Consider the following 14,865-nt stretch of genomic DNA (forward strand, 5'->3'; position numbering starts at 1 on the left):
ACTAAAACCAGGAGACAGCAATGCATACTAAAAAAAGCCTGAGCCGGAGCATACTGGCCATGGCGGTGACGGCGGCCCTTCCCGCCGCCCACGCCTACGATTTCGAAACCGCCAATCCGGAACTGAAGATCAGCTGGAACAACACCTTCAAATACAGCGGCGCCTATCGCCTCAGCGACGCCGATTCGCGCCTGCTGGCAGGCGGCTATCCATCGGCGGGTCCCGCCGACTTCACCGGCTATAACCTCGACGACGGCAACCAGAACTTCCGCAAGAAAGGCATCGTTTCGAGCCGCGTCGACTGGCTGTCCGAATTCGACATGGGCACGCGCACGCTGGGCATGCGCGTCAGCGCCGCCGGCTGGTACGACGACGCCTACATGGGCACCAACGACAACGGCTCCTCCGCCAGCAACGCCGTCACGCTGAACGGCCAAGGCGGCAACCGCTTCGCCAAGGGCACCAAGGTGCTCCACGGCCGCAACGCCGAACTGCTGGACGCCTTCGTCTTCGCCAAGGGCACCTTGGGCGAGCTGCCCGGCACCATTCGCGTCGGCCGCCACACGCTGCAATACGGCGAGAGCCTGTTCTTCGGCGCCAACGGCATCGCCAACGCGCAGGGACCGGTCGACCTGGTCAAGCTGCTCAGCGTACCGGGCGCGCAGTTCAAGGAGATCCTGCGTCCCGTCAACCAGGTATCGGGGCAGCTACAGGTGGCGCCGACGGTCTCCATCGGCGGCTACTACCAGTTCGAATGGCGGCCGACGCAGATCCCCGGCTCAGGCAGCTACCTCAGCTCCTACGACGCCGCCGGCGCCGGCGCCAGCGCCTACCTGGTCGCGCCGACCAACAGCGGCGCGCCGGCCTTCATCACGCAACCGGACATGAAGGCCAAGAACTCCGGCCAGGGCGGTGTGCAGCTCAAGTGGGCGCCGTCCGGCTCGGACGTCGAATACGGTTTCTACGCCGCCCGCTACCACGACAAATCGCCCTACTTCTACCTCGGCTTCGCGCCGTCCTTCCCGCCGGGCGCCCCGTCCACCGTGCAAGCCGTCTACGCGGAAAATATCCGCACCTTCGGCGTCAGCGCCAGCACCGTGATGCTGGGCGTGAACGTCGCCGCCGAGGCATCGATCCGCCGCAACACACCGCTGGTCAGCGACCCGACGCCCAATTTCCTGTCGCGGAACGGCATCGGCACGATCGCCAACAACAGCGGCAACCCGGCCTACGCGGTCGGTAATACGGCGCACATCAACCTGTCGGCGATCTATGTGATGCCGACCAACCCGTTCTTCCAGGGCGCCTCGCTGCTGGGCGAGATCGCGTGGAACCGCGCCACCAGCGTGGATTTCCAAGGGTCGCTCGACCCGAACACCACGCGCGACGCCACCGCCGCCCGGGTCATCTTCGAGCCGGCCTACTTCCAGGTCATCGATGGACTGGACCTGACGATCCCGATCGGCATCGGCTACAACATCGACGGCCGCTCGCGCGCCATCTTCAACTTCAACGGCGGCGCCGAACATGGCGGCGACTTCAATATCGGCATCAACGCCACCTATCACCAGGACTGGAAGTTCGGCATCAGCTACGTCAAGTTCCTCGGCGGGACCGGCACCTTCCTGAAGAACAATCCGGCCACCAATACGCCGATCCTGAGCTACGCCCAGTCATTGAAGGACCGCGACTACATCTCCTTCAACATCAAACGCTCTTTCTAAGGACATAACTAAAATGAAGACATCCCTGAAACTGGTCGCCGCATCGCTGTCCATCACCCTGGGCGCCGCATTGCCGATGCACGCCGGCGCCGCCGTCACCGCCGACGAAGCGGCCAAACTGCAAACCACCCTGACGCCGCTGGGCGCCGAAAAAGCCGCCAACAAGGACGGCTCGATTCCGGCCTGGGAAGGCGCCTACGCCAAGGTGCCGGCAGGCTTCAAGCCAGGCGACTTCCGCGCCGACCCGTTCGCGGCCGAAAAGCCGGTGCTCGCCATCACCGGCAAGAACGTCGACCAGTACGCGGCCAAGCTGTCCGCCGCCACGGTGGCGATGCTGAAAAAGTATCCGAACTACCGGCTCGACATCTATCCAACCCACCGCACCGGCGGCGCGCCGGCCTGGGTCTATGAAAACACCTTCAAGAACGCCACCCGCGCCAAGTCGGTGGACGGCGGCTACGGCGCCGAAGGCGCTTACGGCGGCATCCCGTTCCCGATTCCGAAGACCGGCTACGAGGCGATCATGAACCACCGCCTGGCATGGACCGGAGAGGCGGCGATCATGCCGCTGCGGACCGTCATCGTCACCCCGGACGGCAAGCGCGCCACCGCCACCGAGGCCGAACAGACCTTCATGCGCCCTTACTACTTCAAGGACGGCGGCCTGGATAAATTCGACGGCATCTACCAGTTCGGCCGCCTGATCACGCGCGCGCCGGCCTCGAAGGCCGGTGAAGGCATCCTGGTCCACGACGGCATCAACGAAGCAAAACCGCGCGCCATCTGGCAGTATCTGGTGGGCCAGCGCCGCGTGCGCCGCGCGCCGTCGGTATCGTACGACACGCCGGATTCGGTCACCTCCGGCATCGGCTTGTTCGATGAGGCGTTCATGCTGTTCGGACCTATCGACCACCACGAGCTGAAACTGGTCGGCAAAAAAGAGATGTACATCCCGTACAACAATAACCGCGCCGGCAGCGCCAAGATCGCCGATCTGGTCGGCCCGCAGTTCCTCAATCCGGACCTGGTGCGCTGGGAACTGCATCGCGTGTGGGAAGTGGAAGCGACGCTCATCCCCGGCAAGCGCCACGTGGTGACCAAGCGCCGCTACTACCTGGACGAAGACACCTGGCAGATCATCCTGGTCGACGGCTATGACGCCCAGGGCCAGATCTGGCGCGGCAACTACACCCTGACCTTGCTCGCACCGGACATTCCGGCGGTGCTGGGCAATGTCATGTGGGGCACGTACAACGTGCAGACCGGCGCCTATCTGTTGAACGAGGCATCGAACGAAATGCCGACCCAGTACAAAGTCATTCCGCGCCTGCCGGCCAGCTACTTCGGCCCCGAAGAGTTGGCAAATCAAGGTTCGCGCTAAGCCTAGTCCACTGAAAGGTCAATGATGGTCAGATCGAATCCACTCTTCACGCGCCTCCACGTTGCGCCGCTGGCAGCGGCCACGGTATTGGCGTTAAGCGCCGGCGCCACCCACGCCAGCAACGCCGCCAAGGTGGCGGCGCCGGCGGCCCTTGCGCAGCCAGCGCTGGCCACACCCAAGGCGCTGCAGACGGCGATGCTGGCGGTCGGCGCAGCCGGCACGCGGCTGGTGGCGGCCGGCGAACGGGGCATCATCCTGTACTCCGACGACGCCGGCAAGTCCTGGCGCCAGGCGGCGGTGCCGGTCAGCGTCAGCCTCACCGCGCTGCAGTTCGTCGACAACAAGAACGGGTGGGCGGTCGGCCATCAGGGCGTGGTGCTGCGCACCAGGGACGGCGGCGCCACGTGGCAAAAGCAGCTCGACGGCATCCAGGCCGCCGCGCTGGTGTTGAGCGACGCCGCCGCCTCCTTCGGGCCGGAGCGCGACAAGGCGGTGGCGGACGCCCAGCGCCTGGTCGACGACGGCCCGGACAAGCCTTTCCTCGATCTGTACTTCGATAGTCCGACCAGCGGCTATGTGCTCGGCGCCTACAACATGATGTTCCGCACCGTCGACGGCGGCGCGACCTGGCAGCCGTGGCAAAGCCGCGTCGCCAATCCCAAGGGCCTGCACCTGTACGGCATGCGCGGCACCGCCAACGCCATCTACCTGGCCGGGGAACAGGGCCTGCTGCTTCGCTCCACCGACAAGGGTGACAGTTTCAAAGCCCTGCCGACGCCGTACAAGGGCAGCTATTTCGGACTGCTCTCCGCGCGCGGCGGCGTGCTGCTGGCGTACGGCCTGCGAGGCAACGCCTTCCGCTCCACCGACCAGGGCGCGACGTGGAGCCAGGTCGCGACCGGGGTCCAGGCGTCGCTTGCCGCCGGCACGGTGATGAGCGACGGCGCCGTGGTGCTGGTCAGCCAGGGCGGCGACGTGCTGGTGAGCCGTGATGAAGGCCGCACCTTCGCCGCGCAAGGCGGTACCGCGCTGCCGCTGGCCGCCGTCACGCAGGCGGGCGACGGCGCCTTGGTGGTAGCCGGGTTACGCGGGGTGCGCAGGATCCCATAACCGCAACCGCTGGCGAAACAATGACCGGGCAACGTATCCGGGATAACGCCCTTACTTATACGAACATGGTTGGAGCATCATGAACACAGATAACGACTTGGAACAACAGCCGGTCATACGGCGACTCGAGGACTTCGACACCGCCTCCGGCAACCTGGGTGAACGCGCGCTATTCAACTACCGGCCCCTGGTGATTTTCCTCTGCCTGCTGGCGACGATCGTGCTGGGCTTCCAGGCCACGCGCATCAAGCTCAATGCCAGCTTCGAGAAGATGATTCCCAGCGCCCACCCCTACGTGGTGAACTACTTGGCCAACAAGAGCGATCTGAATGGCCTGGGCAACTCGGTGCGCATCGCCGTGGAGGCGAAGAACGGCACAATCTACGACCGCGCCTACCTCGACACCCTGCAGCGCCTCAACGACGAATTGTTCCTGCTGCCCGGCGTCGACCGGCCCTTCATGAAATCGATGTGGACCCCGAGCACGCGCTGGGCCGCCGTGACCGAGGATGGCCTCGACGGCGGCACCGTCATCCCGGACGGCTACGACGGCTCCGCCGCCAGCCTTGAGCAGCTGCGCGCCAACATCGCCCGTTCCGGCGAAATCGGCCAACTGGTGGCGTCCAACTTCAAATCGAGCATCGTCTTCGTGCCGCTGATGGACAAGGTGCCGCAGACCGGCGAAGCGCTGGACTACCGTGTGTTGTCCGAAAGCCTGGAAAAGATCCGCGCCAGGTATGAGAAGGAAGGCGTCCATATCCACATCACCGGCTTCGCCAAGATCGTCGGCGACCTGATCGAAGGCCTGCAGCAAGTGCTGCTGTTCTTCGTGCTGGCGATCGCCATCTGCGGCGGGGTACTGTTCTGGTACACGCGGTGCTGGCGCAGCACCACGCTGGTGGTGGTCTGCTCGCTGGTGGCGGTGCTATGGCAGTGCGGCCTGCTCGCCACCTTGCACTACGAGCTCGATCCCTACTCCATCCTGGTGCCGTTCCTGGTGTTCGCCATCGGCATGAGCCACGGCGCGCAGAAAATGAACGGCATCATGCAGGACGTCGGACGCGGCACCCACCGCGTGGTCGCGGCCCGCTACACCTTCCGCCGCCTGTTCGCCGCCGGGCTGACCGCGCTGCTGTGCGACGCCGTCGGTTTCCTCGTGCTGGTCAGTATTCAGATCAAAGTGATCCAGGATCTCGCCGTCATCGCCAGCATCGGCGTGGCGGTGCTGATCTTCACTAACCTGGTGCTGCTGCCGGTACTGCTGTCGTACACCGGCGTCAGCGCCCAGGCGGCCCAACGCAGCCTGCAGGCCGACAGCGGCAGCAAGGAACAACCATGGCTGTGGACCTTCCTCGACCGCTTCACGCAGCGGCGCTGGGCGACCGTCACCGTGGCCGCCAGCGTGGTGCTGGGCGGCCTGGGATTCGCCTACAGCCTCAATCTGAAGGTCGGCGATCTCGATCCCGGCGCGCCGGAGCTGCGCGCGGACTCGCGCTACAACCGAGACAACGGCTACCTGGTCTCGAACTACGCCGCCAGCTCGGACATCTTCGTCGTCATGATCAAGACGCCACCCGACCAGTGCACGCAATACGGCACCTTGTCCAAGGTGGACGAACTGGCCTGGAAACTGGAGCAGTTGCCAGGCGTCGACTCGACCAACTCGATGGCGGCGCTGAGCAAACTGGCCACCACCGGCTACAACGAAGGCAATTTCAAATGGTATGACCTGATTCCGAATGCCGGCGCGCTGGGGGCGGTGCAGACCCGCGCGCCGCGCGAGTTGTTCAACCAAAGCTGCTCGCTGCTGTCGCTGTACGTCTACCTGAAGGATCACAAGGCGGAAACGCTGACCCGCGTGGTCGATGCTGTCGAAGCCTTCGCCGCCGCCAACAATACGGCGGACGTGCAGTTCCAGCTGGCGGCGGGCAGCGCCGGCATCGAGGCCGCCACCAACATCGTCGTCAAGAAGGCCATGCGCGACATGCTGTTCTGGGTTTATGGCGCGGTGATCCTGCTGTGCTACGCCACCTTCCGCTCCTGGCGCGCGGTGCTGGTGGCGGTGCTGCCGCTGGTGCTCACTTCCATCCTGTGCGAAGTGCTGATGGTGGTGCTGGGGATGGGCGTGAAGGTCGCTACCTTGCCGGTGATCGCACTGGGCGTCGGCATCGGCGTCGACTACGCGCTGTATGTGCTCAGCGTCATGTTGAGCCGCATGCGCGCCGGCGACAGCCTGTCGGCGGCCTATCTGCACGCGCTGCAGTTCACCGGCCGCGTGGTCATCCTGACCGGCGTCACTTTGGCGGTGGCGGTGGCGACCTGGCTGTTCTCGTCGATCAAATTCCAGGCCGATATGGGCATCCTGCTGGCCTTCATGTTCTTGTGGAATATGGTCGGTGCGCTGGTGCTGGTGCCCGCGCTGGCGCACTTCCTGATGCCGGGGACGGCGGCCAGCCAACCGTCGCCACCCGGCGCCAAAGCCGATCCAACGCAGCCGCCCGCCCCGGCGTCTGACTCGCTGCGCCACACCGAGACGGGCGACGTGATCGGCCGCGAAGACCTGCACGACACGCACGCCTGGCTTGGCCTGCCGTACGCGCAGCCACCGGTCGGACCTTTGCGCTGGAAAGCGCCCCGGCCAGCGCTGCCGTGGGACGGCGTGCGCCAGGCGACCGTCTGCGGACCGGCGGCGATGCAGCCGGGCGGCGTCTCGCTGGAGCTGCCGCCGGAGCAGTGGGGCCTGCCGGCCGGTTCCGAGGATTGCCTGTCGCTTAACATCTTCGCGCCGCGACACGCAACCGCAGCCTTGCCGGTGATGTTCTGGATCCACGGCGGCGCCAACTCCTCCGGTACCGCCGCCACCTACACCACGCTGCGCAACCTGGCGGGGCAAGACCAGTTGATCGTGGTATCGGCCAACTACCGCCTCGGCATCTTCGGCTGGTTCAGCCTCGAGGAACTGGCGCGCGAGGATGACACGCCGGCCGACCGCTCCGGCAATTTCGGCACGCTGGATCTGATCGCGGCGCTGGAATGGGTGCGGCGAAACATCGCATCGTTCGGCGGCGATCCGCAAAACGTCACCATCTTCGGCGAGTCGGCCGGCGGCTTGAATGTCTACACGCTGCTTGCCAGTCCGCTGGCGGCAGGCCTGTTCCACAAGGCGATCGCGCAGTCGCCGATCACGGCCAGCCACACGATTGCGCACGCCCGCAACTACACCGACGACGCGCAGCCGGGCCACGCCGTCAGCTCGCGCGAGCTGCTGTGCGAATGGCTGCAAAGGGACGGCCGGGCCGCCGACCGCGCCGCCGCCAAGACGCTGATCGCTTCGATGACGGCGGCCGACATCGAAGCGTATGTCCGGGGCCTGCCGCCACAAGCCATGCTGGCGCCGATCAAACCGGGTGCACTCAACTTCTACGACTCGCCCACGGTAATACAGGACGGCTACGCGCTGCCGGCCGGGCCGCTGTCGGAGGTGTTCTCGGACCGCAGCCGCTATCACGCGGTGCCCTTCATCGTCGGCACCAACCGCGACGAGTACAAAACCTTCATGTCCAATAATCCGGACTATGTGCGCATGTTGTTCGGGAAGCTGCCGGTGATGCGCAACCGCGCCCGCTACCAGCGCCACGCGGCCTACATGTCCGACCTGTGGCAGGCCAGCGGCGCGCTCGCCCCGGCCAGTGCGATGATCGCCTCCGGCCATCAGGATGTCTGGGTCTACCGCTTCGACTGGGACGAGCAGCCGGCGATCCCGCTGGTCCAGCCGCATATCTTGCTGGGCGCGGCGCACGTGCTGGAAGTGGCGTTCGTGTTCCGCGATCTGGATGGCGAGTTCGATCCGTTCCGCTCCTTCACGGCGGCCAACCTGCCCGGACGCAAAGAGGTATCCGATGCGATGGCCGGCTACTGGACCCATTTCGCCCGCCATGGGGAGCCTGGCGGCGCCGCTCTGCCGGAGTGGCGCCGCTGGAGCGCCGACGCGGCGCAACCGCGCCTGATGGTGTTCGACACCAGCAAGGATGGCGGCACGCGCATGGTGGCGCATGACCGCAGCGTGGCCGCGCTGAAAACCTCGCTGGCCCAGGATCCGTCGATGCAAAACGATCCGCGCGAGCGCAGCGAACTCTATGGCCGCATGTTCCTGTGGTCGATTTTCGGCGGGCGGGAGGCGCAGCCGGTGTTGACGGCCTTCGCCCGCAAGCACGGTTATACGGGACAGGCGGAAACGTTGAAGCCGACCTACTGGCCTTAGCATCACCATAAAACGCGTAGGGCGGATTAGGCGGAACGCCGTAATCCGCCATTTTTGAGCCGCCGACGGCGCATGCATGGCGGATTACGCTTCGCTAATCCGCCCTACGTGGATCCGTTGTACGCATGTGAGATCGATCCCAGCAGATTACGCCCAATGCTGCGGTGCAATATTATTTTTGTAGTTATGTCATGTCCCGATTGAATAAGGACGGTTCCTTATGCTACTCTTTCAGCACAAATACCGGCCCAGGCCCGGAAAATGGGGCCTGTCGAGGCGGCATGGAGCAACGCAACGGGGTTTTGTGCAGCGCGACAAGCAGGCATACCAGTGTTTCTTTGAAGCGAGGTTCCACATGGCTGAGTCAAGTTCATTCGCACGCGATGGTCACTACATAGTCTGTACGCCGGTGAAGTCCGAGGATGGGAAGTACAGGCCGCGTTTCCGCATTTATCGCGGCACCACGTCGGCCTGCGAAATGGTCCACGAGCAGACATTCCCGTCGGAGGAATTCGGTTCGCCCCCGGACGCCAACCGCTACGCGGCCCAACTGGCCACCTACTGGCTCGATCAATGGCCGATCAAGGGCTCGTACATTCGCGCCACCGATGGACGGACGTTTTCGTATCTGGGGACGTACAGCGTCGGTCACGGCGCCGACTGGAACGCGCGCGTCTATTGCGACGGCGATTTGAAGGGTACGCCGAGCGGCGTCTTCGTCTACAACTTTTTCCGCCACGAGAACATCACGCACGCGGCAGAAAACATGATCGTCGAATCGATCAACCACGGCATCGGCATCAGGGATTGACGCCGACGCCGCCCAGGCAAGCGCTTAGAACTTTGCGCGCACGCCGAACACGACGTTACGGCCCGGCAGCGGCGAGATATCCTTCAACACCGACGTCGAGACGCGGATCTCGTCATTGGTCAGATTTTTCGCCAGCAGGAACCACGTCAAATCGTACGCGCCGACTTTCTGCGTGTACGACACATTGGCGTTGACTTGGTTGTAACCAGGCGTATCGGTGCTCTCGAAGCTCGCCAGGCGGTCCTGCGACTGCGCGTGCACCAGCGACAGGCCCGCGCGCCATTGTCCCATCTTGTAGCCGGTGCTCGCGCCGATCCGGTTGGCCGGTTGCAGCGGCAGGCTGCCGCCCCGATCCAGCTTGCCACGCGTGGTATCGGCAAACACGCGGCCAGACCAGCCGGCGCCGTGCGGGTTGTATTCCAGTTCCGCCTCGGCGCCCTGGATGGTGGCATCTTCCTGCAGGAAGATGCGCTGGCGCAGTTCGTCGCCCGGATTGCCCTCTTCGTCCACCAGCTGGCCGGTGATCTGGCCGTAAATGAAATCGCTCACCTTGTTGCGGTACACGTTGGCCTTCCAGCGCACCAGGCCAGTGGTCTTCTGCAGCGACAGCTCGATGTTGCGCGAGGTCTCCTTCTTGAAATCGGCGTTACCGATATCGAAGGTGACGGTGGCGTCGTGCGGACCGGCCGAGTACAGTTCTTCGGTCGCCGGTGCGCGCTGCGCGTACGACAATGTCGCGCCCAGGCCATAGCCCGGCACGAACGGCCACATGCCGCCGACCGACGCCGACTTCAGATCGAACGAGCGATCGACGCCGGTGACCGGCTTGCGCTTGACGCGCTCCACGCGGGCGCCGGCGTTCACGCGCACCACGCCCACTTCGGTCTCCTCGACGAGGAAGGCGGCGGTCGACGTCGAATGCGTGACCGGCACGGTATCGGCGCCGCCTTCGGCGCTCAGCGCCGAGAAGTGCGTGTTTTCGGTCTGCACGCCGAAGGTTCCATGCCAGCCGGCGACCGGTTTGTGCGCCAATTCGGCGCGCGTTTCCAGCGAACGGTTTTTGAAGATCACCTCCGGCTGGTTCTCGTCGTTGAGCTCCGCGTGTTCGTAGTCGGTGTAGCCGGCCTTGAACTTGAACGATTCGAATCCCGGCAGCGGTGCCTTCACCAGGCTGTCGAAGTCGTAGCGGGTCTGCTTCTGATCGATCTTCGACCCCTCGTCGCTTGGGATGCCATACAGGTTGGTCAGGTGCGACACCGACGCGCCGACGAAGCCCCAGCTGTCGACATACGACGAGCCGACACCGGCGTTGCGCTGGCGGGTGTCGGAATGCGGCAAGCGGCCGGACGCGGAATCGGGATCGTTCAGCACGCGGTTGCCGGGGATTTTATAGTCGCCGGTGTTGCGCGCGTTGCCGTCCACGTGCCACGCCATCTTGCCCACCGAGCCGTCCAACGTGCCGGATGCATTGCGGCCGTCGTCGACCGTGCTGCCGCGCGCCTCCAGTTGACCGGTGAGCTTCGGTTCCAGCACGGTCGGAATGCGTTCGTTGACGACGTTTACCAAGCCGCCGATGGCGCCCGATCCATACAGCAGCGCAGCCGGGCCGCGCAGGATCTCGATCTGCTGCGCCACCGCACCCTCGCCGGCCACCGCGTGGTCGTTCGACAGGCCTGACACGTCGGAGACGGCCATGCCGTTCTCCAGCATCTTGACGCGCGCGCCTTCCAGGCCGCGAATGATCGGACGCGAGGCGCCGGCGCCGAAGGCCGATGCCGACACGCCCAGTTCCTGCGACAGCGTCTCGCCGAGCGAGCTGCCTACCTTGTCGCGCAATTCGTCGCCCGACAGCACTTTGGCCGGGGTCAGGATCTGGTCGCTGTCGGAATCGCCGAAGGGCGTGGCGGTGACGATCACGCGCGGGACGGCGGCGTCGGTGGATTTGGTGGCGGTGGATTGCGCGTGCGCCAGGGTGGACAAGGCGGACAGGATCGCGCTGGCCAGCAGCGTGCGTGGGATATTCATGGGTAAACCTCTAGCTAAAAAACATGACAGGTCGCACCGTGGATAGCCGAAGCCGGACCACGGTGACGCAAAATTCAGGACGGATTTCGGGTGTCAGGCCAGAGGGGGAGCGCGCGACTGGAAGACGCAAACGGTGCGTTCGCAGGCGGTAAGGGTGGCCGGCGTGGCGATCACGCCGCTGCCGATGGCGACGACGGCGACCGTCACCGGCGCCGATGTCAGCGCGGCCGACACATGGGCGACGGTGACGCATTCGGCGCACACCTTGTGCACCGCGATGCGTTTGCGGGTTTCGGCCTGCTCTTCGCTGGTGAACGCGGTGTCCGACTGCGTTACGTCGATCCAGTGCGAATAGACGTGCGCCGCCCCGATCTGCTGCGTGAAGAGCAGCAGAAACGCGAGAAACACATGAATGATCGAACGGCGATGCATCGGTCGGAGTTGGCCGGTGAGGTAACGAAGGCATTATTCTAACCGCAACGCACAAAAAAAGGGGCTTGGCTCAAAGCAAGGGGTGTCAGTCCTACATGCAAGCCGCTTGCACGCCGACAGCTTCCGAGCTCATCAGTAGATAAGATGAGTCGTACTCATCTATAAGGAAAAACCCATGAAAAAGCTCCCCGCGCCGGCCAAATTCGCCTTGGCAATGATCCTCACCGCAGCCGCCGTCAGCGGCTGCAAGAAGCAGGACGCCGATCCGGTGACGCCCGAAACGAAGATCGGCGCCACGCCGGACGCCGGCAACATCACCCCACCGGTACCGGGCAACCAAATGCCGCCGCCGGCCGCGCCAGCCCCCGCTCCCATCCCGATGCCGGAAGCGAACACCCCGGCATCACACTGATCCTGGAGAGGCCGCAACCAAGGTAGCAACGAACTACGCGGCCTCCGCCTGCTTCAAGCCCGCCACGATACCGGCCGCAACAACCACATCATCCTGCTTCCTGCGCGACAAATTGCTGCGCTGGTTCTCCGGCGCCGCACTCAGCACCTTATAAACGATATGCCGCGGCACGCCATGGCTCATGGCGTACTCTGCTGCGGGCTGCAAACCTTCCTGCGGAAGGAGCTCCAGCGCCTCGTCCATGATGGCTGCGGTGGCGGTGGGTTTTCGGCGGTCTGATAAGGGCATTTTTCAATTCCACTAAAATATTTAACAGAATTCAGTTTACTCTTGTCAACGTCATCCGTATGTTCGCCAGTTCACCCCGCCACCTGCGCAAGGCTGAGTCGTATGGCGATCGACTTGGCCGCCGGCACCATGCTCTCCAGCGCATGATGCTCCAGCGCCATCAAAGGGTTGCATTCGGGAAAATATCCGGCCACGCATCCCGCCGGAACGTTATACGCCACCAGCCGCAGCCCTGACACGCTGCGGGCGATACCGTCGCCGGTCACCGCGCTGGCATCGACCAGATCGCCCTCCGTCAACCCCAGCCGCGCGATATCCGCCTCGTTGATCAGCAGTACCCGCCTGCCGCCCTGGATACCGCGAAAACTGTCGTTCTCGTTATAGATCGTCGTATTGAACTGGCTGTCGCTGCGCACCGTGAACAACCGCAGCACGTCGCCCCGCGGCAGCAGCTGGTCGGGATCGGCGTCCAGCACCGTCGGCGCGATGAAGTTGGCGCGCCCGTTCGGCGTCTTCCACTTGCGCTCGGCGGCCGGCACCGGCCGGCGGAACCCGCCCGGCGTCCACATGCGCGCATTGAAGTCGTGGAAAATCTCCGGATACGTCACGGCGATGGCGTCGCGGATGGTGGCGTAGTCGGCCACCCAGCCATCCCAATCGACCGCCGGATTCGCCGGCAAGGCCGCCTTCGCCAGCCCGGCGATGATCGCCGGTTCCGAGCGCAACAGATCACCGGCCGGGTCCGCCCTGCCCTTCGAGCCGTGCATGCAACCGGTGCTGTCCTCCACCGACACCGCCTGCTCGCCGCCGGCTTGCCGGTCCACCTCCAGCCGGCCAAGGCAGGGCAAAATGTACGACACGGCCCCATGCACCAGATGGCTGCGATTCAGCTTGGTTGCCACCTGCACGGTCAGCCGCAGCCGCGACCAGGCCGCCTCCACGCGCGCGGTATCTGGCACGGCCCGCACGAAGTTGCCTCCCAGCCCGATAAACGCCCGCACCGAGCCATCGAGCACGCCCTCGCAGGCCTCGACCGTATTCAGGCCCTTGCCGCGCGGCGGCTCAAAGCCGTATTGCTTCGCCAATTGATCAAGCGGCGCCAGGTCAGGCTTCTCCGTGATGCCCACCGTACGTTGCCCCTGAACATTGGAATGGCCGCGCACCGGACAAATGCCGGCACCCGGCTTGCCGATATTGCCGCGCAAAAGCAGTAAATTCGACAGCATTTCCACATTCTGCACGCCCAGCCGGTGCTGCGTCAGGCCCATGCCGAACACGCCGATCACCTTGCTCGCGCTGGCATACACGGCCGCCACCTCCTCCAGGTCGCGACGGGCCAGGCCCGAGTGGCGCTCGATCTCGCTCCAGCTTTCCTCACGCGCGCGTTCGACCAGCGACTCCAGCCCGGCCGTATGCTCGGCGATAAATTCGGTATCGAGCACACGCGGCGTGCCCACCGCAAGCGCCGCATCGTCGGCCGCGATCAGCGCCTTGCACAAGCCCAGCATGGCCGCGCTGTCGCCGCCGGCCCGCACCTGCAAATAGCGCGTGCTGATGGTGGTCTCGGCGCCGGTCAGCATTTCGGCCGGCGACTGCGGATTGGCGAAGTGCAGCAGTCCTGTCTCGCGCAGCGGATTGAACGTGATGACGGGAACGCCCCGGCGGCGCGCCTCCTGCAATTGGTGCAGCATCCTCGGGCTGTTGGTGCCGACGTTCTGCCCGAAGAACAGGATGCAGTCGGTCTGCTCGAAATCCTCCAGCGACACGGTGCCGATCGGCACGCCGATGGTCTTGGGCAGCGCCACCGAGGTGCTCTCGTGGCACATATTGGAGCTGTCGGGCAGATTATTGCAGCCGTAGAGACGCGCCAGAAGCTGGTACATATACGACGCCTCCAGCGAGGCGCGGCCGGAACAATAGAACACCGTGCTTTTCGGCTCCAGCGCCTTCAGTTCGCGCCCGATCTCGGCGAACGCGCTGTCCCAGTCGACCGGCACATACCGGTCGCTGGCGGCGTCCCAACGCAAAGGTGTCGTCAGCCGCCCCACCGCCTCCAGCTGATGGTCGCTCCAGCCCAGCAGCTCGCCGACCGTGTGCTCCTCGAAGAAGCCGGCGTCACAGCGCTTGCCCGTCACTTCCCACGCGGTGGCCTTGGCGCCGCTTTCGCAAAACTCGAAGGGATGGGGATTGGCCGGCTTGGCCCAGGCGCAGCTGACGCAGGCCACGCCGTCGGTCTTATTCAGGTGGATCAGCAGCTTGCTGCCCTCGAACGGCACATGCTCGGTGAGCAACGCCGTGGCGACCTTCTTCACCGACCCCCACCCGCCAGCGGGATGGGGATAGGGTTCGGGCGTGGTGGATTTCATGGACGATCCTTGATAAAAGTATCGGTCCATTCTAGGTGCCGGGGCGGCCGGCCTC

At 64.8% G+C, this 14,865-nt stretch carries 10 protein-coding genes and 1 pseudogene; 7 read left to right on the forward strand and 4 right to left on the reverse strand.

All coding sequences use genetic code 11. From position 1 onward, the window contains the following. The first annotated feature begins 20 nt into the window (after nucleotides 1–20). From NHH73_18850 to NHH73_18875, 6 genes and pseudogenes are all read left to right on the forward strand, one after another. Nucleotides 21–1,724 (forward strand): DUF1302 domain-containing protein, encoded by a 1,704-nt coding sequence (locus tag NHH73_18850; GenBank protein ID USX24669.1) that lies wholly within the window; start codon nucleotides 21–23, stop codon nucleotides 1,722–1,724. Nucleotides 1,725–1,737: 13 nt separating this feature from the next. After that, entirely contained in the window at nucleotides 1,738–3,105 is a 1,368-nt protein-coding gene (locus NHH73_18855) for a DUF1329 domain-containing protein (GenBank protein USX24670.1), read from the forward strand. 21 nt (nucleotides 3,106–3,126) lie between these two features. Further along, nucleotides 3,127–4,215, forward strand: coding sequence for a YCF48-related protein (locus tag NHH73_18860; GenBank protein ID USX24671.1), 1,089 nt, complete (start codon nucleotides 3,127–3,129; stop codon nucleotides 4,213–4,215). A gap of 79 nt (nucleotides 4,216–4,294) precedes the next feature. After that, nucleotides 4,295–6,652: pseudogene (locus NHH73_18865) on the forward strand (MMPL family transporter). Continuing rightward, complete coding sequence (locus tag NHH73_18870; GenBank protein ID USX29658.1) at nucleotides 6,650–8,476, forward strand: carboxylesterase family protein; 1,827 nt, start codon at nucleotides 6,650–6,652, stop codon at nucleotides 8,474–8,476. The pseudogene NHH73_18865 and the gene NHH73_18870 overlap by 3 nt, the downstream one beginning before the upstream one ends. Before the next feature lie 409 nt (nucleotides 8,477–8,885). Continuing rightward, on the forward strand, nucleotides 8,886–9,287 hold the full coding sequence (locus NHH73_18875) for a hypothetical protein (GenBank protein USX24672.1): 402 nt from the start codon (nucleotides 8,886–8,888) through the stop codon (nucleotides 9,285–9,287). Between the two features lie 24 nt (nucleotides 9,288–9,311). Here NHH73_18875 and NHH73_18880 read toward each other — a convergent pair whose 3' ends face one another. Together NHH73_18880 and NHH73_18885 are read right to left on the reverse strand one after the other, a co-directional pair. Continuing rightward, nucleotides 9,312–11,312, reverse strand: coding sequence for a TonB-dependent receptor (locus NHH73_18880; protein ID USX24673.1), 2,001 nt, complete (start codon nucleotides 11,310–11,312; stop codon nucleotides 9,312–9,314). A 93-nt stretch (nucleotides 11,313–11,405) separates the two neighbouring features. Next, nucleotides 11,406–11,720 carry a hypothetical protein gene (locus NHH73_18885; protein USX24674.1) on the reverse strand — a complete coding sequence of 105 codons (315 nt, stop codon included), beginning with the start codon at nucleotides 11,718–11,720 and terminating at the stop codon, nucleotides 11,406–11,408. A gap of 199 nt (nucleotides 11,721–11,919) precedes the next feature. Between NHH73_18885 and NHH73_18890 the strand changes: the two genes are divergently transcribed. Then, entirely contained in the window at nucleotides 11,920–12,156 is a 237-nt protein-coding gene (locus tag NHH73_18890; GenBank protein USX24675.1) for a hypothetical protein, read from the forward strand. Between the two features lie 33 nt (nucleotides 12,157–12,189). Here the strand turns inward: NHH73_18890 and NHH73_18895 are convergent, their stop codons facing one another. Together NHH73_18895 and NHH73_18900 are read right to left on the reverse strand one after the other, a co-directional pair. After that, nucleotides 12,190–12,444: a hypothetical protein gene (locus tag NHH73_18895; GenBank protein USX24676.1), complete on the reverse strand. Its 255-nt coding sequence runs from the start codon at nucleotides 12,442–12,444 to the stop codon at nucleotides 12,190–12,192. A gap of 71 nt (nucleotides 12,445–12,515) precedes the next feature. Beyond that, on the reverse strand, nucleotides 12,516–14,810 hold the full coding sequence (locus tag NHH73_18900) for an FdhF/YdeP family oxidoreductase (protein ID USX24677.1): 2,295 nt from the start codon (nucleotides 14,808–14,810) through the stop codon (nucleotides 12,516–12,518). Nucleotides 14,811–14,865: the final 55 nt, after the last annotated feature.

The sequence above is a fragment of the Oxalobacteraceae bacterium OTU3CINTB1 genome (genome assembly GCA_024123955.1).
GTDB lineage: Bacteria > Pseudomonadota > Gammaproteobacteria > Burkholderiales > Burkholderiaceae_D > Rugamonas.